At 73.1% G+C, this 24013-nt stretch carries 28 protein-coding genes; 13 read left to right on the top strand and 15 right to left on the bottom strand.

Features of this window, described 5'->3' with window-relative positions:
• Positions 1-230: 230 nt before the first annotated feature.
• Entirely contained in the window at positions 231-587 is a 357-nt protein-coding gene (locus AB0A74_RS27360; RefSeq protein WP_358253784.1) for a VOC family protein, read from the bottom strand.
• Between the two features lie 71 nt (positions 588-658).
• Between AB0A74_RS27360 and AB0A74_RS27365 the strand changes: the two genes are divergently transcribed.
• From AB0A74_RS27365 to AB0A74_RS27375, 3 genes are all read left to right on the top strand, one after another.
• Positions 659-841: a CsbD family protein gene (locus tag AB0A74_RS27365; RefSeq protein WP_343934922.1), complete on the top strand. Its 183-nt coding sequence runs from the start codon at positions 659-661 to the stop codon at positions 839-841.
• Positions 842-867: 26 nt separating this feature from the next.
• Positions 868-1482, top strand: coding sequence for a UdgX family uracil-DNA binding protein (locus AB0A74_RS27370; protein ID WP_358253786.1), 615 nt, complete (start codon positions 868-870; stop codon positions 1480-1482).
• Between the two features lie 320 nt (positions 1483-1802).
• On the top strand, positions 1803-2531 hold the full coding sequence (locus tag AB0A74_RS27375) for an SDR family oxidoreductase (protein WP_358253787.1): 729 nt from the start codon (positions 1803-1805) through the stop codon (positions 2529-2531).
• Positions 2532-2585: 54 nt separating this feature from the next.
• Here AB0A74_RS27375 and AB0A74_RS27380 read toward each other — a convergent pair whose 3' ends face one another.
• Complete coding sequence (locus tag AB0A74_RS27380; RefSeq protein ID WP_343934919.1) at positions 2586-3101, bottom strand: lytic polysaccharide monooxygenase auxiliary activity family 9 protein; 516 nt, start codon at positions 3099-3101, stop codon at positions 2586-2588.
• Positions 3102-3267: 166 nt separating this feature from the next.
• Here AB0A74_RS27380 and AB0A74_RS27385 point away from each other — a divergent pair, with 166 nt between their 5' ends.
• Together AB0A74_RS27385 and AB0A74_RS27390 are read left to right on the top strand one after the other, a co-directional pair.
• Positions 3268-3645 (top strand): hypothetical protein, encoded by a 378-nt coding sequence (locus AB0A74_RS27385; RefSeq protein ID WP_358253788.1) that lies wholly within the window; start codon positions 3268-3270, stop codon positions 3643-3645.
• 19 nt (positions 3646-3664) lie between these two features.
• Entirely contained in the window at positions 3665-4063 is a 399-nt protein-coding gene (locus AB0A74_RS27390; protein ID WP_358253789.1) for a RidA family protein, read from the top strand.
• Positions 4064-4293: 230 nt separating this feature from the next.
• Here AB0A74_RS27390 and AB0A74_RS27395 read toward each other — a convergent pair whose 3' ends face one another.
• Positions 4294-4887 carry a DinB family protein gene (locus AB0A74_RS27395; RefSeq protein WP_358253790.1) on the bottom strand — a complete coding sequence of 198 codons (594 nt, stop codon included), beginning with the start codon at positions 4885-4887 and terminating at the stop codon, positions 4294-4296.
• 76 nt (positions 4888-4963) lie between these two features.
• On the opposite strand from AB0A74_RS27395, the gene AB0A74_RS27400 reads away from it, so the two are divergent.
• Together AB0A74_RS27400 and AB0A74_RS27405 are read left to right on the top strand one after the other, a co-directional pair.
• Positions 4964-5695: a methyltransferase domain-containing protein gene (locus AB0A74_RS27400; protein ID WP_358253791.1), complete on the top strand. Its 732-nt coding sequence runs from the start codon at positions 4964-4966 to the stop codon at positions 5693-5695.
• Positions 5696-6271: a hypothetical protein gene (locus AB0A74_RS27405; RefSeq protein ID WP_358253792.1), complete on the top strand. Its 576-nt coding sequence runs from the start codon at positions 5696-5698 to the stop codon at positions 6269-6271.
• Between the two features lie 8 nt (positions 6272-6279).
• Here the strand turns inward: AB0A74_RS27405 and AB0A74_RS27410 are convergent, their stop codons facing one another.
• Positions 6280-6846: a hypothetical protein gene (locus AB0A74_RS27410; protein ID WP_358253794.1), complete on the bottom strand. Its 567-nt coding sequence runs from the start codon at positions 6844-6846 to the stop codon at positions 6280-6282.
• 85 nt (positions 6847-6931) lie between these two features.
• Between AB0A74_RS27410 and AB0A74_RS27415 the strand changes: the two genes are divergently transcribed.
• Positions 6932-7993 (top strand): AI-2E family transporter, encoded by a 1062-nt coding sequence (locus tag AB0A74_RS27415; protein WP_358253796.1) that lies wholly within the window; start codon positions 6932-6934, stop codon positions 7991-7993.
• Here AB0A74_RS27415 and AB0A74_RS27420 read toward each other — a convergent pair.
• Positions 7988-9409, bottom strand: a complete 1422-nt coding sequence (locus AB0A74_RS27420) for an aldehyde dehydrogenase family protein (RefSeq protein WP_358253797.1) — start codon at positions 9407-9409, stop codon at positions 7988-7990. The two genes, AB0A74_RS27415 and AB0A74_RS27420, sit on opposite strands and share 6 nt — an antisense overlap.
• Complete coding sequence (gabT, locus tag AB0A74_RS27425; protein WP_358253798.1) at positions 9406-10692, bottom strand: 4-aminobutyrate--2-oxoglutarate transaminase; 1287 nt, start codon at positions 10690-10692, stop codon at positions 9406-9408. The genes AB0A74_RS27420 and gabT overlap by 4 nt, the downstream gene beginning before the upstream one ends.
• An 82-nt stretch (positions 10693-10774) precedes the next feature.
• On the opposite strand from gabT, the gene AB0A74_RS27430 reads away from it, so the two are divergent.
• The 3 genes from AB0A74_RS27430 (at position 10775) to AB0A74_RS27440 (ending at position 13735) form a co-directional block, all read left to right on the top strand.
• The gene (locus AB0A74_RS27430; protein WP_358253800.1) at positions 10775-12046 is read left to right on the top strand and encodes a PucR family transcriptional regulator; all 1272 of its coding nucleotides are present in this window, start codon (positions 10775-10777) and stop codon (positions 12044-12046) included.
• A 142-nt stretch (positions 12047-12188) separates the two neighbouring features.
• Positions 12189-13505 (top strand): serine/threonine-protein kinase, encoded by a 1317-nt coding sequence (locus AB0A74_RS27435; RefSeq protein ID WP_358253802.1) that lies wholly within the window; start codon positions 12189-12191, stop codon positions 13503-13505.
• Between the two features lie 56 nt (positions 13506-13561).
• The gene (locus AB0A74_RS27440; protein ID WP_358253804.1) at positions 13562-13735 is read left to right on the top strand and encodes a hypothetical protein; all 174 of its coding nucleotides are present in this window, start codon (positions 13562-13564) and stop codon (positions 13733-13735) included.
• Here AB0A74_RS27440 and AB0A74_RS27445 read toward each other — a convergent pair.
• The 9 genes from AB0A74_RS27445 to AB0A74_RS27485 form a co-directional block, all read right to left on the bottom strand.
• On the bottom strand, positions 13732-14688 hold the full coding sequence (locus tag AB0A74_RS27445) for a TIGR03557 family F420-dependent LLM class oxidoreductase (protein WP_358253805.1): 957 nt from the start codon (positions 14686-14688) through the stop codon (positions 13732-13734). The genes AB0A74_RS27440 and AB0A74_RS27445 overlap by 4 nt on opposite strands.
• A gap of 9 nt (positions 14689-14697) precedes the next feature.
• Positions 14698-15345: an HAD family hydrolase gene (locus AB0A74_RS27450; protein WP_358253807.1), complete on the bottom strand. Its 648-nt coding sequence runs from the start codon at positions 15343-15345 to the stop codon at positions 14698-14700.
• An 80-nt stretch (positions 15346-15425) separates the two neighbouring features.
• Positions 15426-16151 (bottom strand): alpha/beta fold hydrolase, encoded by a 726-nt coding sequence (locus AB0A74_RS27455; RefSeq protein ID WP_358253809.1) that lies wholly within the window; start codon positions 16149-16151, stop codon positions 15426-15428.
• The gene (locus AB0A74_RS27460) at positions 16148-17425 is read right to left on the bottom strand and encodes a wax ester/triacylglycerol synthase domain-containing protein (protein ID WP_358253811.1); all 1278 of its coding nucleotides are present in this window, start codon (positions 17423-17425) and stop codon (positions 16148-16150) included. Before AB0A74_RS27460 ends, AB0A74_RS27455 begins: the two co-directional genes overlap by 4 nt.
• A 59-nt stretch (positions 17426-17484) precedes the next feature.
• Entirely contained in the window at positions 17485-18399 is a 915-nt protein-coding gene (locus AB0A74_RS27465) for a sensor histidine kinase (protein WP_358253812.1), read from the bottom strand.
• Positions 18400-18452: 53 nt separating this feature from the next.
• On the bottom strand, positions 18453-18947 hold the full coding sequence (locus AB0A74_RS27470; protein WP_358253814.1) for a GNAT family N-acetyltransferase: 495 nt from the start codon (positions 18945-18947) through the stop codon (positions 18453-18455).
• Between the two features lie 10 nt (positions 18948-18957).
• Positions 18958-19323: a hypothetical protein gene (locus AB0A74_RS27475; protein ID WP_358253815.1), complete on the bottom strand. Its 366-nt coding sequence runs from the start codon at positions 19321-19323 to the stop codon at positions 18958-18960.
• Positions 19320-19727, bottom strand: coding sequence for an STAS domain-containing protein (locus AB0A74_RS27480; RefSeq protein WP_358253817.1), 408 nt, complete (start codon positions 19725-19727; stop codon positions 19320-19322). The genes AB0A74_RS27475 and AB0A74_RS27480 overlap by 4 nt, the downstream gene beginning before the upstream one ends.
• Positions 19728-19742: 15 nt before the next feature.
• A complete protein-coding gene (locus tag AB0A74_RS27485) occupies positions 19743-20645 on the bottom strand; it encodes an exopolyphosphatase (protein ID WP_358253819.1) in 903 nt (300 codons plus the stop codon).
• A 199-nt stretch (positions 20646-20844) separates the two neighbouring features.
• Between AB0A74_RS27485 and AB0A74_RS27490 the strand changes: the two genes are divergently transcribed.
• Positions 20845-22404 (top strand): S8 family serine peptidase, encoded by a 1560-nt coding sequence (locus AB0A74_RS27490; protein WP_358253821.1) that lies wholly within the window; start codon positions 20845-20847, stop codon positions 22402-22404.
• A 30-nt stretch (positions 22405-22434) separates the two neighbouring features.
• Positions 22435-23979: a S8 family serine peptidase gene (locus tag AB0A74_RS27495; RefSeq protein ID WP_358253822.1), complete on the top strand. Its 1545-nt coding sequence runs from the start codon at positions 22435-22437 to the stop codon at positions 23977-23979.
• The last annotated feature ends 34 nt before the right edge of the window (positions 23980-24013 follow it).

Genomic DNA, 24013 nt, shown 5'->3' on the forward strand with positions numbered 1-24013 from the left:
GTACGGCCTGGGCGCAGCCCAACCGCGCTTCTCCCTTCTTGGCAACCAGCTTTTCCGGTTGCCAAGAAGGGAGAAGGGTGGTTGCCTCCGGCAGGTCGTGCGGGGAACGAACCGACGCTCTTCCACCCCCCGGGGGCCTGCCCGCCGGCGAGGCGCTTTTGATCTTGAGAGCGCGCAGCGCGACCACGCCCGAGAGCGCGAAGCGCGTCGTCTGAACCCCGCGAAGAGAACTAGCGAGGAGGAAGGACGCAGAACTCGTTGCCAGCGGGGTCGGCGAGGACGACCCAAGGCAACTCGGGGTCATCGGCCACGACAGTGGCGCCGAAGTCGACCAGCCTCGCCACCTCGGCGTCGCGGTCCCGGTCGGCCACCACGTCCAGGTGCAGTCGGTTCTTGCCCGTCTTCGGCTCGGCCACCGGCTGGAGCAGCAGCATCGGCCCGTCACCGGTCAGCTCGGTGTACTCCAGGCCCTTGGCGTCGGTCCACGTCCTGGTTTCCCGGTAGCCCAGCGCCGCGCACCAGAAAGCGCGCAGGTCGGTGTGGTCGGGTGGGGTGTCGATGGCCACGGCGAGGATGCGGCTCGTCATGGTGTCGGTTTTCCCGGTCGCCGCCCGGGGTATGCGTTGGGTGGACCTGATGTCGATCGAAAGGGACCGTCATGGGTGCCGACGACAAGCTCAACAACAAGGCCGAGGAGATGAAGGGTCGGGCCAAGGAGGCCCTCGGCGACGCCACCGACAACGAGCAGTGGCAGGCCGAGGGCAAGGCCGAGCGGGCCAAGGGCGCGCTCAAGGAGGCCGGCGAGAAGGTCAAGGACGCCTTCCGGCCCAACGACCGCTGACGCTCCCCGCGTTCGCTGACGCTGTGATGGCCGCGCGCAGTGCCGCCCCGTTCGTGCCGGAAGGCGCGGACCTGGCGGCGCTGCGCGCTGCCGCGCGCGGGTGCGAGGGGTGTGACCTCTACCGGCCCGCCACCCAGACGGTGTTCGGCGCCGGGCCGCCCGACGCGCGGCTGGTGCTGGTCGGTGAGCAGCCCGGTGACCAGGAGGATCGCGCCGGGGAGCCGTTCGTCGGGCCCGCCGGCAAGTTGCTGGACCGGGCGCTCGCCGAGGCGGACCTGCTGCGCGAGGGCGTCTACGTGACCAACGCGGTGAAGCACTTCAAGTTCGTCCCGGCCGAGCGCGGGAAGCGGCGCATCCACAAGTCGCCGGCGCGGGGCGAGGTCGTGGCCTGCCTGCCGTGGTTGCACGCCGAGTTGGCGGAGGTGCGGCCGGACCTGGTCGTGTGCCTGGGCGCGACGGCCGCCAAGGCGATCATGGGCACCGACTACAAGGTCACCGAGCGGCGGGGCCGGGTCGAGCAGGCCGCGGACTTCCGCGTCATCAGCACGGTGCACCCCTCGGCGGTCCTGCGGGCGCCCGACCGGGACGAGGCGTACGCGGCGTTCCTGGCCGACCTGCGCACGGTCCGCGACCACCTCTAGATCACCCTGCGTGACCAGCCGTGGAGGTGGAGCGGCCCCCTGACCGCTTCCCGCGTGCGGGCCGAGCTGGACTGGGCTCGGAGTCAGGGGGCCGGGTGGCCGCCTGGTTTTCGCCAGGCCCACCCCTGAAGACGGGTAGGTCCTAGCGGACGGTCACCTCACGACGAGTCCTACAGCTACACAACTTCGGACCACCTCCTTCCTCGTGTACGGCGAACCTATGTCGTCCCCGGGAGGCCTCGCAACGGATTTCTTGATCCGCGAACGCGGTGTCCGATTGCCGCCGGACTTCGGCCCCGGCGGTAGCCAAGATCGTTGTCATGAACATGGAAGGCAAGGCCGCTCTGGTCACTGGTGGTAGCCGCGGCATCGGGGCGGCGGTGGCGCTCCGGCTCGCGCGGGAGGGCGCGGACGTCGCGCTGACCTACCGGAACGACGCGGGCGACGTGGTGGAGCGGATCAAGGAGACGGGTCGCCGCGTGGTGGCGGTCCGGGCGGACAGCGGGGACGCCGCGGCGGTGGCCGCCGCCGTGGACGAGGCGGCGGGCGCGCTGGGCCGGCTGGACGTCCTGGTGAACAACGCGGGCGAGTTCATCGTGGGACCGGTGGAGGAGTTGGACGTCGAGGCGTTCGACCGGACGTTCGCGGTGAACGTGCGGGCCCCGTTCGTCGCGGCCCGGGCGGCGCTGCCGCACATGCGCGACGGCGGGCGGATCATCAGCATCGGCAGCAACGTCGCCGTGCGCGCGGTGTTCCCGGGCTTCTCGCTGTACTCGGCGAGCAAGTCGGCGCTGGTCGGCCTGACCAAGGCGCTGGGCCGGGAACTCGGGCCGCGCGGGATCACGGTCAACCTGGTGCACCCCGGCCCCACCGACACCGACGCGAACCCGGCGGAGGGCCCGATGGCCGACGCGATCAACGGGTTCACGGCGTTGGGCCGCTACGGCACGCCCGACGAGGTGGCCTCGGCGGTGGCGTACCTGGCTTCGGACGAGGCCCGGTACGTGACCGGCGCGCAGTGGCACGTGGACGGCGGTTTCACCATCTAGGGGCGGGGGTGGGGCCGTGCCCACAGGTTCGGCACGGCCCCACTTGGCCCGCTCTCAGCCGACGTTGACGTCGATGCAGGCGTAGAACGCGTTGGCGGTGTCGCCGATGTTCCAGATGGCCAGCACCTTCTGGCGACCGGTCGCACCCAGGTTCACGGTGTGCGAGACGGTCGAGGGCGGTTGCACGTTGCCCCCGTCGAAGTAGCCCACGCGGCGGCTGCCGACGTAGTACTCGTAGCTGGCGGTGCGGTGCCGGGCGGTGAAGACCCAGTTGAACGTGACGGTCTGCCCGACGCTGGTCACCTTCCAACCCTTGCTGTCGTTGTTCAGCTCGGCGAACCGCGCCACGCCGCCGTGGCAGCTGCGCAGGCCCTTGGGGCCTTCGACGCTCTGCGGTTCGTACTTGATGTCACCGCACTGCACGAGACCCCGGGCGCACTGGGCCTGCCGGCTGGGCGGTGACGACACGTAGCCGTGGGCGAACGCCTGGGCCGTCGGCAGGGCGACGACGACCAGCGGCGCGGCGAGGACGCCGGCCGCCAAAGCGGCGATCCTGCGGCGAAGTGCCATGGTCAGCTCCTTTCGGGTGGGGCGGAGACGTCGCTGGGCACGCCGACCCGGGAGCAGCCTTCGCCGCTTCGGGCGGACGTTCACCCAACGCGGCGGCAGGTCTAGACCATACTCTCTGTGATTGCCCCGTGACAACCTTCCGTTGTGCCGGCGTTAGGGTTCCGGGGTGGAGATCTTGACGCGGCGCCCGGCCGCGACCGACGTCGAAGCCGTCGTGCGCCGCTGGTTCGGCCTGTTCAAGGCCGGTCGGATCGCGGAGGCCGAGGGCATGCTCGACCACGCGTCGGTCCCGCACGTGCTCAAAGCGCTGTGGACCGCTTCATGCGGGGCCGACGAGCCGCGCGCCGACGAGCCGCGCGCCGACGAGCAGGACCTGTCGTGGCTCGGGGAACTCGACATCGCGGGGTTCTCCTGGGGCACCACTGGAACGAACTGCTACGTCGAGATCACCCACCGCGGGCAGGTGATCGAGGTGGCGCTGGGCTTCTGGGCCAAGCCCGTGGACGCGGGCTGGGTCGTCTCCGGCCCGTCGACGCTCTGGTAGGGCACATAGGGTGGCCGGCATGAGCGAGATCGAGTTCTCCACGCCACCGACGTTGCCCCAGCCCAACGGGTACAGCCACGTGGCCACCGTCGGCGCGGGCCGCCGGCTGGTCTGGACCTCGGGTCAGGTGCCCATCGCCGCGGACGGCACGGTCGCGCCCGCCGGCGACTGGGAAGCCCAGACCCGCCAGGCGATGCGCAACGTCGGCGCGGCCCTCGACGCCGCCGGCGCGACCTGGCGGGACGTGTTCAAGCTGACCTTCTACGTCGTGGACACCTCGGCGCTGGCGACGGTGCGGGCGGTGCGGGACGAGTTCGTCGACGTCGAGCGCCCGCCGACCAGTTCGCTGGTCCAGGTGGCGGGCCTGTTCCGGCCGGACCTGCTGATCGAGGTCGAGGCGGTCGCCGCGGTCGCCTGAGGAAGACCGGTCGCCTCCCGCACGTTGATCCGCCAGCCGGAGCGCAGGTTGCCCACGAAGCGCGAAGCGCCCTGCCGCAGACCACCCGCCGCGGCGATGGCAAGGTCCCGTCGGCGGTACTGCGGGGTGTTGCCACCACACACCACAGACGCCGAACGGAGCAATTGAATGGGCGTCGAACACCGGTCCGACCGGGAAATCGCCGGAAGGGATCTTGTTTCGGGACGTGCTCAACCCGGTTCGGGTGCGGCGGCGGCTCGGGCGGCGCGTTCGACTTCGGCTCGCCTGTTCGCCCAGAAAGTCGCGTCCTGGCCGCGGCGGGCCAGGGCCGCCGGGTCCATTTCCACCGCGCCGTCCAGTTGCTCGCGCAGGATGTCGGCGTGGCCCGCGTGGCGGCTCGTTTCGGTGAGCACGTGGACCAGGACGTTGAACAGCAGCACGTTCGGGCGCGGCCACCACGGGACGTGGCCCGGGGCGTCCACGGCCAGAGCGGTGATCGTCTCGTCCGCGTGGGTCCAGACCCGTTGGTAGCGGGCGGTGATCTCGGTGCGGGACTCGTGCTCGGTCGCCCACATGTCCTTGCCCCGCTGCGCCAGGTCGTCCCAGCGGGGAAGGGGTTCGGGGAACGGCCGGTCGAACACCTCGCCGAAGTAGCGGGACTCCGACAGCGCCAGGTGCTTGACCAAGCCCAGCAGGTTGGTGCCGGTGGGCGTGAGGGGGCGGCGGATGTCGTATTCGGACAGGCCGTCGAGCTTGCGCAGCACCGCCTCGCGGGCCTCCCGCAGATCGGTGTGCAGGTACCGCTTCGCGAAGTCGTCGATCACCCCACCAGCGTGCCCGAAACCGGCCCAAGATCACCTTCGCGGCGCGTGCGGGGGCGGTTGTGCCAGCATGGGGCGCATGCCTGTCACTCCCGAGAGCACCATCGAGGTCGTGGCCAACGACTACGACTCCTTCGGCGAGGCGTACGCGGTCGAGAACGAGACCAGCCTCCTCAACGCCTACTACACCCGGCCCGCGGTCCTCGCCCTCGCCGGGGACGTCGCCGGGCGGCGGGTCCTCGACGCGGGTTGCGGTTCCGGCACGATCTTCGAGCCGCTGCGCGACCGGGGCGCGATCGTGACGGGCTTCGACTCCAGCGCCACGATGGTGGAGGTGGCCCGGCGCAGGCTCGGTCCCGACGCCGACCTCCGGGTCGCCGACCTCGGCGCACCGCTCCCGTTCGCGGACAACGCCTTCGACGACGTGGTCGCCGCGCTGGTGCTGCACTACCTGGAGGACTGGTCCGCCCCGCTGGCCGAACTGCGCCGCGTGCTGCGACCGGGCGGACGGCTGATCCTCGCCGTGAACCACCCGATCCTCTACAAGATGATGAACCCCGCGGGCGACTACTTCGCCACCGTCAAGTGGTCCGCGGAGCACGACTTCGCCGGCCGGAAGGCCGTGCTGGAGTACTGGCACCGGCCGCTGCACGCGATGACCGACGCGTTCACCGCCGCCGGCTTCCGCACCGCCGTCGTCAGCGAGCCGCCGCCCGCCCCGGAGGCCCGGGAGCTGTTCGCCGACGAGCTGGCCCGGTACCCCTCCGGGTCGTTCCTGAGCTTCCTGTTCTTCGTCCTGGAGGCCGTCTAAGTGCAGGCGCGGATCGACGTGGCGCGCCTGCCCGCGGAACTCGTGGCGCTGATCGACCGCCTCCGGCCCGGCGACGAACTGGTGGTCACGCGCGACGGCCACGACATCGCGACGATCGCCGGCACGGGCGGCGCGCCCGAGGACGTCGTCCCCACCGCGACGGACGACGACTACGGCGGCGTCACGGTCGTCGCCACGGCGATGAAGCTGTCCGCGTCGGCCCGGTCGGCGCTGTCCGCCCAGCTCGGCCCGGACTACATCGTCCTCGACATGCACAAAGCGCCGAGGACGGCGGACGTGCTGCTGGTGCCGCCGTCCAGCCCGCAGCTGATCGGGGCCCTGCGCGGCCTCTACCCCGGCGCGCGCGTGGTGATCGCCGAGATCGAGGACCGCGAGCTGGGCATCAGCTACCAGGGCCCGATCCGGCGCATGCTGGCGGCCGGCGCGGAGACCTACCTGATGTCGAGCACCATCCCCGTGCTGGCGCGGCAACTCGAAGCCGTCACGCGGCGGACCGAGTTGGCCGGCGGCCCGACCACGCGCCTGGTGATCGAGGCCGGGCCGGCGGAGGACTGACCGGGCCGTCAGGTCCCGACCACGGCCAGGCACCCGGTGACCGGCTCGCCGTCCGGCCCGTCCGGGCGCCACGTCCCGACGACCACGCCGGCGGCGTCCGGCGGCGGTCCGGGCGTCAGCACGCGCACCACCTCCACCCCGCTGGCCGGCAGGGGACGCCGGGGAACCCCGCGCGCCTCCGCCGGACCGAAGCCGGACCGGCCGGCGGGGTCGGACACGCCGCCCGTGCGGACCAGGTCCAGGACGCAGGACCGGAACGTCGGGTCGTGCTGCCCGTCGTAGATCCAGCGCGTGCCCAGGACGCTGTGCTCCGGCGTGGCCAGGAGGGCCCCGGTCGGGGCGTCGGGCAGCGGGGCGCCCCGGTAGGTGAGCGGCACGTGGTAGAGGTCCGAACCGTCCGAGACCAGGTGCCCCTCCATGCCGACCTCGCCGTCCGGGTCTTCCAGGCGGTAGAAGCCGATCGGGCGCAGCGCGGGGACTCCGGCGCCCCGGTACCAGGGCTGTCGTGCCACCCACCGCGGGAGGAACTCGCGGAAACCGGGGGTCAGCGTCGCGCCGCGGTGGATCTTCGCCATTCGTCGCACGCTACCGCGCCGGACCCGCCGACGTGACCCGTTCACCGGAGCGGCGCGGCGGGCGGATTGGCCCTAGGCTCGGGTGATGGAGCTGCCCAGGGGACTGGTGGTGCTGCTGGGGATGGCCGCCGCGGTCGTCACCGGAGCCGGGATCATGGCCTTGTCGTGGTTCATCGGACCGGTGTTCCTGGCCCTGATATTGGTGATCGCCGTCAGTCCGGTGCACTCCTGGTTGCGCCGCAAGGGATTGCCCACCTGGGTGGCCGCCACCGCGCTCATCCTCGGCGTCTACGCGATCCTGTTGTCGCTGGTGGTGGTCCTGGTCGTGTCGGTGGCGCAACTGGCCACCCAGCTGCCCCAGTACGCCGACCGCGCCCGCGCCCTCGCCGACACCGTCGTGGGGCGGCTCGCCGGGTTCGGCGTCGGGGTGGACGAGTTGCGGCGGGTCGCCGAGGGGCTGGACCTCGGGCGCGTCGCCGGGGTGCTGGGCACGGTGCTGAGCAGCGTGGGCGGACTGGCGTCCAACATCGTGTTCCTGTTGTCGCTGCTGGTGTTCCTGTCCGTGGACGCGGGCAGCGCGGGCGCGCGGATGGCCATCATCGCCAAGGACCGGCCGGACGTGGCCGCGGCGTTGGGGCGGTTCGCCTCGGCCACCCGCAAGTACCTCGTCGTGTCCACGGTGTTCGGGTTGATCGTGGCGGTGCTCGACGGCGTGGCGCTGGCGATCATGGGCATCCCGCTGCCGGTCCTGTGGGCGTTGCTGGCGTTCATCACCAACTACATCCCCAACGTCGGGTTCGTGCTGGGCCTGGTGCCCCCGGTGCTGCTGGCCCTGCTGGAGAGCGGCTGGGAACTGGCGTTGTGGGTGGTCGTCGTCTACAGCGTGCTGAACTTCGTGGTGCAGACCCTGATCCAGCCCCGGTTCGTCGGCGACTCGGTCGGCCTGTCCACCACGGTGACGTTCCTGACGCTGCTGTTCTGGGCGTGGCTGATCGGACCGCTGGGCGCGATCCTCGCCATCCCGCTCACCCTGCTGGCCAAGCTGCTGCTGGTGGACGTCGACCCACGCGCGCGGTGGGCCGACGCCTTCCTCACCTCGACACCGAAACCGGCGGGACCGCCGAAACCGGCGAAACCGGCGTCATAGCTCCACACCGGTCAGCACGAGCACGTGCTGCTCGGTCAGGTCGTCCATCGCCGCCCGCACGCCCTCGCGACCGGTGCCGGACTCCTTCACGCCGCCGTAGGGCATCTGGTCGGCGCGGAAGCTCGGGACGTCGCCGACGATCACCCCGCCCACCGCCAGCCGGGCGGACGCCTTGAACGCCAGCCGCACGTCGTGGGTGAACAGCCCCGCCTGCAACCCGAACCGGGACGCGTTGACCTTGTCGAACGCCTCCTCCACCGAGTCCACCGGCGCGAGGACGACGACCGGCCCGAAGACCTCCTCCTCCACCACCTTGCACCCCTCCGGCACGTCGACCAGGACGGTCGGCGCGTGCACCGCGCCCTCGCGCGTCCCGCCGGTCAGCACCCGCGCCCCGGCCTCGACGGCCTCGGCCACCCACGCCTCGACCCGTTCCGCCGCCGCCTCGTTGATCAGCGGGCCGACGTCGGTGGCCGGGTCCTGCGGCACACCCGTCCCCAACTTGCGGACGTGCGCCACAACAGCGTCGGCGACGGCGTCGTACACGTCCCGGTGCACGTAAACGCGCTGCACGGAAATGCACGACTGCCCGCCCTGGTACATGGCGAACGTCGCGATCCGCTGCGCCGCCCAGTCCAGGTCCGTCCAATCAGGACAGACGATGGCCGCCGCGTTGCCGCCCAGCTCCAGCACGACGTGCTTGCGCGGCACCGTCTCCAGGATCGAGTACCCGACCGGGCCCGACCCGGTGAACGACACGACCGGCAGCCGCGGGTCGGCGACCAGGTCGCCCGCCGCCGAGTTGGGCACCGGCAGCACCGACCACGACCCGGCGGGCAGGTCGGTCTCCGCCAGCAGCGAACCCAGCAGCAGCGCCACCAACGGCGTCGCCGGCGCGGGCTTGACGATGATCGGCGCGCCCACCGCGATCGCCGGCGCGACCTTGTGCGCCACCAGGTTCAGCGGGAAGTTGAACGGCGAGATGCCCAGCACCGGTCCGCGCGGCGCGCGCCGCACCAGCGCCAGCCGGCCGGTCGCGCCCGGGTCGGTGTCCAGGCGCTGGAGGTCGCCGGAGAACCGCCGCGCCTCCTCCGCCGCCCACCGGAACGTCGACACGGCCCGGTTGACCTCGATCCGCGACCACTTCACCGGCTTGCCGGACTCGGCGGTGATCAGCTCGGCCACCTCGTCGGCGCGCTCGGCCAGCCGCCGCGACACGTGGTCCAGCGCCGCCGCGCGGGCGTGCGCGGGCAGCACGGCGAACTCCGGCGCGACCGCGTGCGCCGCCGCCACCGCGCGTTCCACGTCCTCCGGCGTGGCCCAGGAGGTGGTGCCGGCGAGCGCCCCGTCGTGGGGCGACCGCACCTCCACCACGTCCCCGCTCGACGCGGCCCGCCCGGCTACCCAGTAGTTCATCGTGCGACTCCTTCGGTGATGGCCCGCTCCAGCACGGCGACCCCCTCGGCCAGCAGGTCGTCCGGGATGACCAGGGGTGGCAGCAGGCGCAGGACGTTGCCCGACGTCCCGCACGTCAGCACCACCACGCCCGCCGCGTGGCACGCCGCCGCGACCCGCCCCGCCACGGCGGGGGTGCGCTCGGCGAACTCCACGGCCAGCATCGCGCCCCGCCCGCGCACCTCGCCGCGCCCGCCCAGCGCGGCCCGCAGCCGGGGCGCGGCGAACTCCTCGACGCGCCGCGCGGCGGCGTTCAAGTCCTTCTCCACCATGGTGTCGATCGCGCCCAGGGCGGCGGCGCACGCGACCGGGTTGCCGCCGTACGTGCCGCCCAGCCCGCCGACGTGCACGGCGTCCACCAGGTCCGCGCGCCCGGTCACGCCGGCCAGCGGCAGGCCGCCCGCGATGCCCTTGGCGGTGGTGACCAGGTCCGGCACGACCCCCTCGTGGTCGCTCGCGAACCACGAGCCGGTGCGGCAGAAGCCGGTCTGGATCTCGTCGGCGACCAGCACCACGCCCCGGTCGCGGCACCACGCGGCCAGCGCCGGCAGGAACCCGGGCGCGGGCACGATGAACCCGCCCTCGCCCTGGATCGGCTCGATCACCACGCACGCGGTGCCGTCCGCGCCGACCTGCTTCTCGATCGCCTCGACGGCTCGTGCGGCGGCCTGCTCGCCGGTCAGCCCGTCACGCAGCGGGTAGGAGCCCGGCACCCGGTACACCTCGGGCGCGAACGGCCCGAAACCGTGCTTGTACGGCATGTTCTTGGCGGTCAACGCCATCGTCAGGTTGGTGCGCCCGTGGTAGCCGTGGTCGAACACGACGACCGCCTGGCGGCCGGTGGCGTGCCGGGCGACCTTCACCGCGTTCTCCACGGCCTCCGCGCCCGAGTTGAACAGCGCCGACCGCTTCTCGTGCGCGCCGGGCGTGAGGTCGTTGAGCCGCTCGCACACCTCCACGTACCCCTCGTACGGGGTCACCATGAAGCAGGTGTGGCTGAACCGGTCGATCTGCCGGTGCACGGCCTCGGCCACGCGCGGCGCGGGGTTGCCCACGCCGGTGACCGCGATGCCCGAGCCCAGGTCGATGAGCCGGTTGCCGTCCACGTCGACGAGCAGCCCGTCCTCGGCGTGGTCGATGAACACCGGCAGGGTCGAGCCGACGGCCGCCGACACCGCGCCCTCGCGCCGGGCGGTCAGCTCCTGCGAGCGCGGTCCGGGGATCCGGGTGCGGAGTCGGGTCATGCAAGCAGCATCCGTTGTCGGCGGGGTTGGCGCACAGTGCCCGAAATGGCCAATACCGGGCCGAGAGGTATACAAAGTGTAGATGCCGTTGACGCTGGCGCGCCTGGCCCGCGAGGTCGGGCTGACCGTGCACGTCGACACCGGGCTGGACCGGCCGGTGTCGTGGGTGCACAGCACCGAACTGGCCGACCCGACGCCGTTCCTGGAGGGCGGTGAGCTGCTGCTGACCACCGGCATCGCGCTCGGCCCGTACCCGGCGTACGCGCGGCGGCTGGCGGACGCGGGCGTGGTCGGCCTGGGGTTCGGCACCGGGCTCAGCCACGCCGTCGTGCCGGGGGAGCTGGTCGAGGCGGCGCGGTCGGCGGGGTTGGCGGTGCTGGAGGTGCCGCGGGCGGTGCCGTTCATCGCGATCACCAAGGCCGTGTCGCGGGCGGTCGCCGCCGACGAGTACGCGGCCCTGACCCGGACCAGCGAGGCGCAGCGGGCGTTGACCCGGGCGGCGCTGACCTCGCCGGCGGCGGTCGTGCGGCGGCTGGCCGGGTTGCTCGGCGGCGCGGTGGCGTTGCTCGACCCGGCGGGGGAGTTCGTGCACGTCAGCGGCGACGTGCCGGACCTGGCCGAGCTGCGGTCGGAGGCGGCGCGGCTGGGGCGCGGGCCGGCCGGGTCGGCGTGGCGGGCGGGGGAGCGGCACCTGGCGCTGCAGGTGCTGGGCCGGCACGGCCACCTCGCGGTGGCGACGGCCGGGCCGCTGGACGCGGTGGACCGGACCGCGGTGAACACGGCCGCGTCCCTGCTCACGCTCGCGTTGGCCGGGTCGGACGCGGTGGACGTGGTGCACCGGGAGCTGCGGACGGCCCGGTTCCGCCTGCTGCTGGCCGGCGAGCCGGTGGAGGGGGTGCCGGCGGGGCCGTTCCGGGTGTTCCTGGTGCCGCGCGGGGACGCGTGCTGGGCGGAGTACCGGGGCGACTTCGTGGTGCTGGGCGATCGGGTGGACGGGCCGTTCCACGCGTCGAGCCCGGTGGACGCCTCCGAGGTCGCGCGGGGGTACCGGGAGGCGTCGCGGGCGCGGGAGGAGCGGGTGGCGTTCTTCGAGGACGTGCCCGGGTCGGGCCTGCTGGCGGCGGACGCCGCGACGCACGCCGCCACGCTGTTGGCCCCGCTGGACGAGCGGCTGCGGGAGTCGTTGCGGGTGTGGCTGGCCTGCCACGGGCAGTGGGACCCGGCGGCGGCGCGGCTGGGCGTGCACCGGCACACCATCCGCAACCGGGTGCGGCGGGTGGAGGAGTTGTTGGGGCGCTCGCTGGATTCGCCGGGTCTGCGGGCGGAGTTGTGGTTCGCGTTGACCGTTTCTTGAGCGTCAACTGGCAACAAACCGTTGTTTGTGACGGGAGTGCTACGGGTACGTGGACCCGAAATGTCGAACCGGGTAGCTAGTCGCGCTGACGTGGCGGTAGTTTCCCGGGCACGGCTCTGTCGGGGCAGCGGAGGTCAGCCGGATGTGGGACGGGGACCTGACCGGTGAGGTCGTCGACGGGCGCTACGCCCTGGGCGGTCTCTACGGGTCCGGCGGGATGGCCGAGGTCTACCGGGCCTACGACACCGAGTTGGACCGCAAGGTCGCGATCAAGGTCTTCCAGGGGACCGCGACGCCCGAGGACCAGATCCGCCTCGACCGCGAGGCGCAGATGCTGTCCGAGCTGGACTGCCCCGGTGTGGTGGCGGTGTACGGGACGGGGTCCTTCCGCGGGCGGCCGTTCTACGTGATGCAGGCCGTCGAGGGCGGCACCCTGCGGCGGCGGATGCGCGAGGCGCTGGCCCCGGAGGTCGTGGCGCGCATCGGGTCGCAGGTCGCCGAGATCCTCGGGCACGTGCACCGGCACGGCGTCGTGCACCGGGACGTGAAGCCGTCGAACATCCTGCTGGCCGTGGACGAGCGGCGGGCGTACCTGGCCGACTTCGGCCTGGCCATCCAGGCGCAGGTCACCCGCGTCACCCGGTCGGGCGTGCTGGTGGGGACGGCCGGCTACCTCGCGCCCGAGCAGGTGCGCGGCGCGGAGGTCGGCCCGGCGGCGGACGTCTACGCGCTGGGCCTGGTGCTGCTGGAGTGCCTGACCGGCCGGCCGGAGTACCCGGGCGGCGACACGGAAGCGGCCCTGGCCCGCCTGCACCGCGAGCCGCGCATCCCGGCCAACCTGCCGGCCGAGTGGGTGGACGCGCTGACCGCGATGACCCACACGTTGCCGAGCAAGCGCCCCACGGCGGCGGAGTGCGCCGCGCTCCTGGCCACCGCCGAGCGCGCGAGCACGGGCCTGCGCCCGCTGGTGGGCGTGGAGGTGGCCGAACGCGTCGCGCCGGCCGACCAGCCCCCGCCGGAGCCGCCGCGCAACCGGCGGCGCGCGGTCCTGCTGGTGGGCGCCGCCGCGGCCCTGCTGGGCGTTGTGGCCATGGTCCACGCTGTCACGATCGGCTCCCGCTCGGACCCGTCCGACCTGCGCCAACAGTTGGACGCGCCGGCCCAGACCTCCGTCCCCGGCGCGCCACCGGGTGCGGTGGGGACGGAACCCTCGACGGTGACCGTGGTCGAGTCGGGCAAACCGGTGGCGGGGCCGCCCCAGGAGCCGCACACGGTCGTCGTGACCACGGTGACCACGACGGTGGTGGAGCAGCCCGGCGGCCAGCCGAAACCGACGACGGTCCACGAGGTCCCGGACCCCGTGCCCGGCGGGCCGACCGACACGACGTCCCGGATCCGGCGGACCACGTCCCCACCGACCCCGGAACCACCCAAGCCCCGCATGGGCGCGAAGGGCTGACTGCCGGCGGCGCGGGCGGGTGCGCCGGCGCGGTGTAGTCCGCTAGCGCGGGTCTCGTGCGCTGGTGCGGCGCGGTCCGGTGGTGCGGCGCGGTCCGGTGGCGCGGCGCGGGTCCCTGGCGCGGCGCGGGTGCGCCGGCGTGGTCCGCTGGCGCGGCGCGGGTGCGCCTGGCGGGTGTGCTGGCGCTGGCGGGTGTGCCGGTGCGGCGCGAGTCCGGGCGGGTCCGCTAGCGCAGGGCCGGGAGCAGGTCGGATTGCGCGAACTCCAGGAACTCCTCCTGGTGCTCGCCGCCGATCTGGACCAGGGCCAGGTCGGTGAACCCGGCCTCCTCGAAGCCGCGGACCGCCTCCACGATCGGGCCCACGTCCGGGCCGCACGGGATCTGCTCGGCCACGTCCGAAGGCCGCACAAACCGGGTCGCCCCCGCGAAGCCCGCCGGCCCCGGCAGCTCCGAGTTGACCTTCCACCCGCCGGCGAACCAGCGGAACTGGTCGTGGGCGCGCTTGACCGCCTCGTCCTCCGACGGGTCCCAGCACACCGGCACCTGGCCGATCTTGCGGGCCGTCCGGCCCTGGAAGACGTCCCAGTTCTGGCACAGCTCCGCGTTCGGCTCGGTGGCCACCATGGCGTCGGCCAGGGGCGCGAACGTTTGCACCGACTGGCTGCCGGACACCGCCACCGCGATCGGCACCCGCTTCTCCGGCAGGTCCCACAACTTCGCCGAGTCCACCCGGAAGTGTGAACCCGGGTAGTTGACGTACCCGCCGTCGAACAGCTGGGAGATTATCTCCACCGCCTCGCGCAGCAGCTCGTGCCGCACGTTCACCGGCGGCCACCCGCGGCCCACGACGTGCTCGTTCAGGTTCTCCCCGGCACCGAGCCCGAGCGTGAACCGGTCGTCGGACAGCAGCTGCACGGTCGCCGCCTTCTGCGCCACCACGGCCGGGTGATAACGCATCGTCGGGCACGTCACGTACGTCATCAGCTCGACCCGCTCGGTCACCTGCGACACCGCGCCCAGCACGCTCCACGCGTACGGCGCGTGCCCCTGCTCGTCCAGCCACGGGAAGTAGTGGTCGCTCATGACCTCGAAGTCGAAGCCGGCCCGTTCGGCGCGCGCGGCGTGCGCGACCAGCGCCTTCGGTCCGGCCTGCTCGGTCATCAGGGTGTAGCCGATCCGCACGGTCCCCTCCTAGGCCATCGGCAGGTCGGTCAGGTCCGCCCGCAACTGGTCGAGTTCGTCGTAGACGGCGGACGCGCCGTGCTCGCGCAGCTCGGCCTCGCCGAACCCGCCGGTCCGCAGGCCCACCACGGGCAGCCCCGCCCGGCGGGCCGCGTCGCAGTCCCACACGGAGTCGCCGATCACGACCGCGCGCCCGGACGAGTCCACCCGCTGGAGCGCGACCTCGATCAGGTCCGGCGCGGGCTTGGACTCCTCCACGTCGTCCGACGACGTCGAGACCACGCCCTGCGCGTCGATCAGCTTGATGTAGTGGTCGACGTGGTGGCGCTTGCCGGAACTGGCCAGCACCACGGCGAAGTCCTGCTCCAGCGCGGCGCTGACGAGCCGGTGCGCGCCCTCCAGCGGGCGCACCTCGGCCAGCATCGGCTCGAACGCGGCCTCCCACGCCTTGCGGATGCCGTCGCCGTGCTCGTCCTCGACGTGCTGCCCGGCGACGGCGGCGACCAGCTTGTCGCCGCCCATGCCGATGGCGCGGTGCAGCTTCCACGTGGGCACGGTGATGTCGAACCGGCGGAACGCGCGGAACCAGGCGACGGCGTGGTGGTAGTTGGTGTCCACGAGGGTGCCGTCCACGTCCAGGACCAGCGTGTTGCTCATACCGCGGTGGTTAGCCCGGCCGGGGCGCCGGCAAACCGCCGCGCCGGCCGCGCCCACCGATCAGGTCGGCGTCCGCGTGGCTAGCCCAGGAACTCCTCCACCAGGCGGATCCACTCGGTCGGGGCTTCCAGGGACGGCGCGTGGCCGCTGTCCAGTTCGGCCCACCGCGCGCCCGGGATCGCGTCGGCCAGGGCGCGGGTGGAGGACGGGGTGATCAGGCGGTCGTGCTTGGTGCCGATGACCAGGGTCGGGACGGCGACCCTCGGCGCGTCGTCGCTCAGGTCCACCCGCCGCACCAGGTCGATCTGCTGGTCGGTGCCCGGCGGGACGGTCAGCGACATCAGCTCCAGGAAGCCCTCGCGTTGCGCCGCGGGCATGGCGCGCTCGAACGGTTCGCCCAGCACCACCGACATCTGGAAGCGCGCCAGCTCCATCGGGTCGCCCGCCGCCAACAGCCGCCGCCACGTGTCGATGCGCGCCCGCGTCTCGTCGTCCACCCGGACGAACCCCGACGTCAGCACCAGCCCGGTCACGCGTTCGGGGTGCCGAACCGCGGCGCGCACCGCGACCGCGCAGCCCAGCGAGTACCCGAGCACGGCGAACGTCGGCGTGTCGCCCGCCGCCGCCACCACCCGGTCGGCCAGGTCGTCCAACGACAGGGGACCGGTCGCGCGCGGCGTGCTGCCGGAACCGGGGTAGTCCACCGAGAACACCCGGCGGGTGCGGGACAGGACGGGGATCAGCGGGCTGAAGTTCGCGCGCACGGAGCCGCCGGCGCCGTGGGCGAGCACGAGAGCTGAGGTCACCCCCGCGATTCTGCCGGGACGCGGCGGTGCAGCGCCGCGAGTTCGGTGCGCAGCGCCTGCGGCAACCAGCGCCGCTCGGCCAGCCACGGCTGGTTCGTGTGCAGGCAAACGTGCACGCCGGACCGGTAGGACGACAGCGCGACCCCCACCGCGTGCCCGGCCGCGACCGGCGCCACCGGGTACACCTCGCGCAGCTCCGCACCATCCAGGCGCAAGGCGACCGCCGGCAGCGGCACGCTGGTCACCAGCGCGTCGAACAGCAGCGGCGCGCACCGGCCCGCCAGCGGCCCGGTGATCCGGTGCACCACCGGCGGGATCCGGTCGGCCAGCAACGGCAACGCGCCGGCGCCCCGCCCGGACCCGGCCGCCTTGTGCCGCGCCATCTCCTCGCGCACGAGCCGCAGCCGCGCCACCGGGTCGCCCTCGCCGACGGGCAGCGAGCACAGGTACCCCGAGATCCGGTTGCCCTCCCCACCCGCGCCGCGGCGGGCCACCGGCACCAGCGCCCGCAGCGTGCTGCCCTCCTCCGCGCACCCGTGCGCCAGCAGCCACTGCCGCAACGCCCCGGTCACCAACGCCAGCGCCACGTCGTTGACCGTCCCGCCGTGGGCCCGCCGGACCCGGTGCACCTCGTCCACCCCGAGCCGGGCCATCACCACCTGCCGCCGCCGCGCCGACAGCGACACCACGGGCGACCGCCGCGCCGGCGGCCGGGCGCTGCGCACCACGTCGGACGCGATGGACGCCGCCCGGGCGACTTCCTTGACCGACTCGACGACCCCGCCGCGCCGCGCCGCCCCCACGGGCACGTCGAGCGCCGCCATGCCGTCCATCAGCCGCAGCCCCAGCCCCACGGCCTTCATCCCGTCGCACAGGGCGTGGTGCATCTTGACCACCACCGCGAACCGCCCGCCGCCGATCCCCGTGAGCACGTGCACCTCCCACGGCGGCCGGTCGAGGTCCAGGGGCCGGGCCATCACCCGGGAGACGACGTCCGCGAAGTCGCCGCCGCGCAGGTGGTGCCCGACCACGTGGTCCTCGACGGCGAACGCGGGGTCGTCCACCCAGGTGGCCCCGCCCGGCGGCACCCAGGAGAACCGGACCCGCCGCCGCAGCGCCGCCACCTCCCGCGCCCGTTCGCACAGCAGGCCGACGATCCGGGCGGGGTGCACGGGCGTGCGCGGCACGAAGGTGGCCACCGCGCCGAGGTGCATGGGGTTGGCGGCGTCCTCCATGCACAGGAACGCCACGTCCAAGGAGCTCAACCGGGTCATGGCCGCCCAGGCAACCAGCCCGGGATGACGCCCGCGTGACCCCCGGTGAAGGGCCGGGGTCAGCCCATGTAAACGCGGATGGTGGTGCCGTCGGACCGCGAGTGCAGCCGCACCAGGTCGCACAGCAGGTTCACCAGCATCACCCCGAACCCGCCGCGCGAGCGCGGCCCCGGGTTCCCGCGCCCGACCATCGGGTTGGCGATCCGGCCCTGGTCGCGCACCTCGCACACCACCGCGGGGCCCTCGCGCCACAGCAGCAGCGTCCCCCGGCCGCCCGCGTGCACCACGCTGTTGGTGGCCAGCTCGTTCACCGCCAGCACCAGGTCCTCGACCTGGTCGGGGGTCAACGCGGCCTCGACCGCGTACGCCGCGACCAGTTGCCGCGCCTCCGCCAGCGTGTCCAGGTCGAACCGGCGGACCACCGCGTCCGGCGGGGGCGGCGGCAGCGGCAGGTTGAAGTCCTCGGCGGTCAGGAACGGTTCGCGGTAGCCGTGGCTGGGGCGGCGGCGCGTGCCCTCCAGGACCACGGGGTGGGTGGTCTCGGCGTCCCCCAGCACGTCCGGGGCCAGCGCGCTCGCGTCGTACGGGCACAGGATCCACGCCGGGCGGTCCTCGAAAGCCGTGTTGATCAGCGCTTCGTGCTGCACGCAGGCCGGGTACTCCAGCTCGGTCCGGCCGGCCCACACCGGTTCGCCGACGATGCGGACCGGGTCGCCGCGGGCGGTGTCGGCGAAGGCGGACAGCACGCCGGGGATGATGCGGCCCGGGTTGCGGCCGGCGGTGCGCATGTCCAGGAACTCGACCTGGTCGGCGGCGTCGGACAGGGCGGCGCGCAGCAGGTCGATGCCGCGTTGCGGCACGGCGACCAGGACCGGCTCGCCGGCGGCCAGGCCGGCGCGCACGAACGGCACCGTGCCTTCGAGGAACTGCTCCGCGTCGCGGTAGAGCAGCGCCTCGTGCACGAAATCGACCACTGGGTGAACCTCCGAACGGCTGCGGTGGGAGGTCTGCCCGTTCAGTATCGCTCTCAAACCCCGCCGCGAGGACCCCGCACGAGGCAGATCCGCGCGGCCGGGTCCAGGCCGCGGGCCGCCTCGGCCGCCACGATCGCCGCCAGGCCCGGTGACGGGTCGCCGACCTCCCGGAACCCGAGGCGCGCGTAGTAGGGGGCGTTCCACGGGACGTCGCGGAACGTGGTGAGGGTCAGGCCGGCCAGGCCGCGGGCGGTGGCCCAGGCCTCGACGTGGTCGAGCAGCGCCGCGCCGACGCCGCGCCGGGCGTGGTCGGGGTGGACGCTGACCTGTTCGACGTGCGCGTGCCCGTCGACCTCGACCGCGGCGACCCAGGCGACCGGGTCGGGGTCGGCGGCCACCCACACGTGGGCGTGCTGCAGGGCCGCCAGGGGCATCGGGTCGTCGTCGGCGATCTCGGGCATCCCGATGGCGCGGAACGGCTCCCCGGAGGCCACCTCGATGGCCTGCAGCAGCGGGAACTCGTCGGGACGGGCGGGGCGCAGGTGCACGCCGCCATGATCAGCCGGCGGTGAAGGTGGCCTCAACTTCTTTCGCGAGGGCGTCGAGGAGGCGGTCGGCGAACTCCTCGTCGTCGGGTTCGACCTCCAGCTCCGCGACGCTGTGGCCCACGCCCAGCGGGCTCACGGCCAGGCTGCCGCGGCGGGTCGGGTCGGCCAGCGACTCCCAGGTCAGGCGGAGGTGGTCGAAGTCGGCGGCCAGGCGCACCTGGGTGAGCCTGCCGTCGTCGCGCAGGATGAGGATGTCCTCGGCCAGCCCGACGACGTCCAGTGGCGGCGGCAACCAGTCGGCGAGCCGCTGGGGTTCCACGGCCGCCGCGAACACCAGGTCGGGCAAGGCCGGGATGTCGCGTCTGTGCGTGGTCACCCGGGCGGGTTACCCGGTGAGCGGCGCTCGTATGCCGGGTGGGGCGCGGTGCGCTGCTCGGGCACCGCCCGCCCGGCCGCCGCCGACGCCACGTCCGGGAAGTGCGGGAACAGCCGGTCGAGGTCGGTCTTGCCGAACACCCGCCGCACGTGCGGCGGCACCGCGGCCAGCCGCAGCCACCCGCCCGCCCGCTGGGCCCGCGCCCGGGTCCGCACCAGCGCGCTCATCGCCTGCGCGCCGCAGAACGCGACCCCGGACATGTCCAGCACGATCCGGTCCCGGCCCTCGGTCACCAGCCGGTCCAGCTTGTCCAGGACGCGGCGGGCGCCCGCCAGGTCCAACTCCCCGGTCGCCACGACCACCGCGCACCCCGTCCGGTGGGCCTCGACCGACAACGCCAGCATCCCCCGCCAGTCCTTTCAGGCCACCCGACACTTCTCGCCGGAGCCCGCGGCGTCCAGGAGGGTGAGCAGCAGCCCCTCCCGACTCGACCACGGGCAGATCACCACCTCGTCGTGTCCGGTCGCCCGCATGAGCGTCTCGGCCACCACCGCGCCCGCGTGCGCCTGCCCGGCGCGGTGCCGCGAGATCCCCGGGAGGGCGGCGCGCTTCGCGGGCGGCATCGACTCCAGGCGCGGGATCCAGCGGCGCAGGTCGGTCACGTTCAGCGAGCGCGGGACGGCCACGCCGTCGCGCTGCGGTCGGGCCCCGGCGAGGCGCGCGAGCTGCTCGAACACCTTCGAGCAGCCGACCGCCCGGTGCCCGCGGACGTCCCCGAGCAGGTCGGCGACCCGCCGGCGCACCTTCTTCATCGGCACCGGCCGCCTGCTCACCGTCCGCGCCCCGTAGGGCAGCGACCCGACCACCGCCGGCTCCGCCGCGTCACCGGCCGCCAGCTCCACCGTGCCGCCGCCGATGTCGAGCACGAGCAGGGGGCCCGCGCCGAACCAGCGCCGGGCCGCCAGGTAGGACAGCCGCGCCTCCTCGGCGCCGGACAGCACGTGCAGGGCCACGCCGGTCCCGGCCGCGATCTCGGCGAACACCTCGGCGGCGTTGGGCGCGTCCCGCAGGACGGACGTGGCGTAGGGCAGGACGTGCTTGACCCCGGCCCGCTCGGCGACCGCGAGCGACTCCCGCACGGCCGCCACGACCTGCTCCACCCCCTTGCGGCGCACCCGGGCGGTGTCGTCCAGGGCCTGGTCGAGGCGCAGCCGGACCTTGTGGTTGAGCACGGGTCGGAGCCCGTGGTCGGCGACCACGAGCAGGTGAGCGCTGAAGCAGCCGACGTCCAGGACGCCGATCTGTCTCCCGCCTTCGGACATTGCGCTACCGCCAACCACGACTCGATGAGGTACCGGGGGATGCCCACCGCGACATCGGGTGAAACCCCGGTTAGTTTGCGTAGCCCTACGTAGTACTACCCGGATTGTTCACGCTCGCGCGTCGCCCGAAGGTGGGTTCCACGTGGCCGCCGGTCTTCACAACCCCTGCTGGGCGGCCGAGTGGAACGGAGAACCCCCGATGCGACAAGATCGCTCGACCCGGCGACGGGTCGTCACCGCCTGCCTGGCGGCGTCGGCGTTGACGCTGTACGGCTACGGCTACGGGTACGCCGCCGCGCCGGAGGGCACGATCCGCGGCGCGAACGAGCCGGGCACGGTGAAGGACGCCTACATCGTGGTCCTGAAGGACAGCGCGGTCGACGCGCGGCGGACCCCCGACAAGGCGAGCGAACTGGCCCACAGGTACGGCGGCGCGCTCAAGCTCACCTACACCGCCGCCCTGCGGGGCTTCTCGGTCACGCTGTCCGAGGCGCAGGCCCGCCGGCTGGCCGCCGACCCGGCGGTGGACTACGTCGAGCAGGACGGCGTCGCGCAGGCCACCGGCACCCAGGACAACCCGACCTGGGGCCTGGACCGGGTGGACCAGAAGAACCTGCCGTTGGACAAGAAGTACAACTACGCCGGCACCGCGTCCAACGTCACCGCGTACGTCGTGGACACCGGCATCCACAAGGCGCACAGCGACTTCGGGGGCCGCGCGGTCGACGGCTACGACTTCATCGACAACGACTCGGTCGCGCAGGACTGCAACGGCCACGGCACGCACGTCGCCGGCACCATCGGCAGCACCACCTACGGGGTCGCGAAGGGCGTCAAGCTGGTCGGCGTCCGGGTGCTGAACTGCCAGGGCTCGGGCCAGTGGTCGCAGGTCATCGGCGGCATCGACTGGGTGGCCAAGAACGCCGTCAAGCCCGCCGTGGCCAACATGAGCCTGGGCGGGTCGGCCGACTCGTCCGTGGACGACGCGGTGCGGCGCGCCGTCGCCTCCGGGGTCACCTTCGCCGTGGCCTCGGGCAACGACAACAAGGACGCGTGCTCGACGTCCCCCGCGCGGACGGCCGAGGCCATCACCGTCAACGCCACGGACAGCTCCGACACCCGCTCGACGTTCTCCAACTACGGGTCGTGCACGGACATCTTCGCGCCGGGCACCAGCATCACCTCCACCTGGCACAACGGCGGCACGAACTCCATCAGCGGCACGTCGATGGCGACCCCGCACGTGGCGGGCGCGGCGGCGCTGTACCTGTCGGGCAACACCGCCGCCACGCCCGCCCAGGTGGCGAAGGCCCTGACCGACAACGCCACCGCGGGCGTGGTGAAGAACGCCGGCACGGGTTCGCCGAACAAGCTGCTCTACACGGGGTTCATCGGCGGCCCGCCGGCCACCTGCGCCGGCGGTTCGAACACCGACGACGTGGCGATCCCGGATGCTGGCGCGGCGGTGACCTCGTCGATCGCGGTGTCGAACTGTGACGGTGTGGGCACGGCGTCCACGCAGGTGAAGGTGGATATCAACCACACCTATTCCGGTGACCTGGCCATCGATCTGGTGGGTCCGTCGGGTGCGGTGATCGTGTTGCGCAAGGCCGGTGGCGTGGGTTCCTCCGCGGGGGTCCACGAGACGTTCTCGGTGAACACGTCGTCGGAGAACAAGAACGGCACGTGGAAGCTGCGCGTGACCGACGTCTACTCGTACGACACCGGCGCCATCGACGGCTGGTCCCTCTCCTTCTGATTTCCCTGCGATCGTTGGAGGCACAGCGAGATGAAGGCACGACTGACGGCCGCGTCGGCGATCGCCGCCCTGGCCGCCCTGGGCCTGGCGCCGCCGGCGTCCGCCCAGGCCGCAGCCGACTACGTCCCGGCCAAGCGCCCGTTCGCGGGCAGCTTCCTGGTGTCGCTCAAGGACGTCCCGCGCACCCAGGCGCAGATCCAGACCGAGTCCGAGGCGCTGGTCGGCCGGTACGGCGGGCGGCTGAAGTCGGTGTTCACCGTGGCGATGCGCGGCTTCCTGGTGCGTGACCTGTCCGACCGGCAGGCGCGGCGGCTGGCCGCCGACCCGGCGGTGGCCAGGGTGTACCAGGACGGCACGGCCCGGGTCGCCGACACCCAGAACAACGCGACCTACGGCATCGACCGGGTGGACCAGCGCAACCTGCCGCTGGACACCAAGTACACCTACAACACCACGGCGTCCAACGTGACCACGTACGTCCTGGACACCGGCATCCGCAAGTCGCACGCGGAGTTCGAGGGCCGGGCGGCCGACGGCTACGACTTCGTCGACGAGGACCCGGAGGCCCAGGACTGCAACGGCCACGGCACCCACGTGTCCGGCACGATCGGCGGCAAGACCTGGGGCGTGGCCAAGAAGACCAAGCTGGTCGCGGTGCGCATCCTGGGGTGCGGCGGCAGCGCGCCGGACTCCGACGGCGTCGAGGGCATCGAGTGGATCGCGAAGAACGCGGTCAAGCCCGCGGTGGTCAACGGCAGCTTCACCTTCGACACCCCCGGCATCGGCGACGAGGCGATCTCGCGCCTGACCGCCGCGGGCGTCCCGTTCGTGGTGGCGGCGGGCAACAGCTCGGCCGACGCCTGCGGCACCGGTCCCGCGCGCAACACCAACGTGATCGCGGTCGGCGCCACGGACAACCAGGACAACCGGGCGTCGTTCTCGAACTACGGCTCGTGCGTGGACATCTTCGCGCCCGGCAACAACATCACGTCGGCGAGCCACTCCAGCGACACCGGCAGCACCAACATGAGCGGCACGTCCATGGCGTCGCCGCACGTGGCCGGCGGTGCGGCGCTGTACCTGGCGGGCAACCCGTCGGCGACGCCCGCGCAGGTGCTGAAGGCGTTGGTGGACAACGCGACCAGCGGTGTGGTGAAGAACCCGGGGACGGGGTCGCCGAACAAGCTGCTCTACACGACGGCGTTCGGCGGCGGCACCCCGCCCGCCTGCGCCGGCGGTTCGAACAGCGACGACGTGGCGATTCCGGATGCTGGTGCGGCGGTGACGTCGTCGGTCGCGGTGTCGAACTGTGACGGTGTGGGCACGGTGTCCACGCAGGTGAAGGTGGATATCAACCACACCTATTCCGGTGACTTGGCCATCGATCTGGTGGGTCCGTCGGGTGCGGTGATCGTGTTGCGCAAGGCCGGTGGCGTGGGTTCCTCCGCGGGGGTCCACGAGACCTTCACGGTGAACACGTCGTCGGAGAACAAGAACGGCACGTGGAAGCTGCGCGTGACCGACGTGTACTCCTACGACACCGGCACCATCGACGGCTGGAGCATCACCTTCTAGACCAACTGTCCGGTGCAGGTGGAGAGAGGGCGGG

It is taken from the genome of Saccharothrix sp. NPDC042600, assembly GCF_040647305.1.
GTDB lineage: Bacteria > Actinomycetota > Actinomycetes > Mycobacteriales > Pseudonocardiaceae > Actinosynnema > Actinosynnema mutabilis.

Excerpts from the sequence above, each read along its gene's own strand:
- AB0A74_RS27460 (WP_358253811.1), bottom strand. The coding sequence starts at position 17,425 with ATGACCCGGTTGAGCTCCTTGGACGTGGCGTTCCTGTGCATGGAGGAC.
- AB0A74_RS27390 (WP_358253789.1), top strand. The coding sequence starts at position 3,665 with ATGAGCGAGATCGAGTTCTCCACGCCACCGACGTTGCCCCAGCCCAAC.
- AB0A74_RS27370 (WP_358253786.1), top strand. The coding sequence starts at position 868 with ATGGCCGCGCGCAGTGCCGCCCCGTTCGTGCCGGAAGGCGCGGACCTG.
- AB0A74_RS27480 (WP_358253817.1), bottom strand. The coding sequence starts at position 19,727 with ATGCTGGCGTTGTCGGTCGAGGCCCACCGGACGGGGTGCGCGGTGGTC.
- AB0A74_RS27495 (WP_358253822.1), top strand. The coding sequence starts at position 22,435 with ATGAAGGCACGACTGACGGCCGCGTCGGCGATCGCCGCCCTGGCCGCC.
- AB0A74_RS27485 (WP_358253819.1), bottom strand. The coding sequence starts at position 20,645 with ATGTCCGAAGGCGGGAGACAGATCGGCGTCCTGGACGTCGGCTGCTTC.
- AB0A74_RS27420 (WP_358253797.1), bottom strand. The coding sequence starts at position 9,409 with ATGAACTACTGGGTAGCCGGGCGGGCCGCGTCGAGCGGGGACGTGGTG.
- AB0A74_RS27450 (WP_358253807.1), bottom strand. The coding sequence starts at position 15,345 with ATGAGCAACACGCTGGTCCTGGACGTGGACGGCACCCTCGTGGACACC.
- AB0A74_RS27365 (WP_343934922.1), top strand. The coding sequence starts at position 659 with ATGGGTGCCGACGACAAGCTCAACAACAAGGCCGAGGAGATGAAGGGT.
- AB0A74_RS27490 (WP_358253821.1), top strand. The coding sequence starts at position 20,845 with ATGCGACAAGATCGCTCGACCCGGCGACGGGTCGTCACCGCCTGCCTG.
- AB0A74_RS27380 (WP_343934919.1), bottom strand. The coding sequence starts at position 3,101 with ATGGCACTTCGCCGCAGGATCGCCGCTTTGGCGGCCGGCGTCCTCGCC.
- AB0A74_RS27415 (WP_358253796.1), top strand. The coding sequence starts at position 6,932 with ATGGAGCTGCCCAGGGGACTGGTGGTGCTGCTGGGGATGGCCGCCGCG.
- AB0A74_RS27435 (WP_358253802.1), top strand. The coding sequence starts at position 12,189 with ATGTGGGACGGGGACCTGACCGGTGAGGTCGTCGACGGGCGCTACGCC.
- AB0A74_RS27360 (WP_358253784.1), bottom strand. The coding sequence starts at position 587 with ATGACGAGCCGCATCCTCGCCGTGGCCATCGACACCCCACCCGACCAC.
- AB0A74_RS27410 (WP_358253794.1), bottom strand. The coding sequence starts at position 6,846 with ATGGCGAAGATCCACCGCGGCGCGACGCTGACCCCCGGTTTCCGCGAG.
- AB0A74_RS27375 (WP_358253787.1), top strand. The coding sequence starts at position 1,803 with ATGAACATGGAAGGCAAGGCCGCTCTGGTCACTGGTGGTAGCCGCGGC.
- AB0A74_RS27430 (WP_358253800.1), top strand. The coding sequence starts at position 10,775 with ATGCCGTTGACGCTGGCGCGCCTGGCCCGCGAGGTCGGGCTGACCGTG.
- AB0A74_RS27400 (WP_358253791.1), top strand. The coding sequence starts at position 4,964 with ATGCCTGTCACTCCCGAGAGCACCATCGAGGTCGTGGCCAACGACTAC.
- gabT (WP_358253798.1), bottom strand. The coding sequence starts at position 10,692 with ATGACCCGACTCCGCACCCGGATCCCCGGACCGCGCTCGCAGGAGCTG.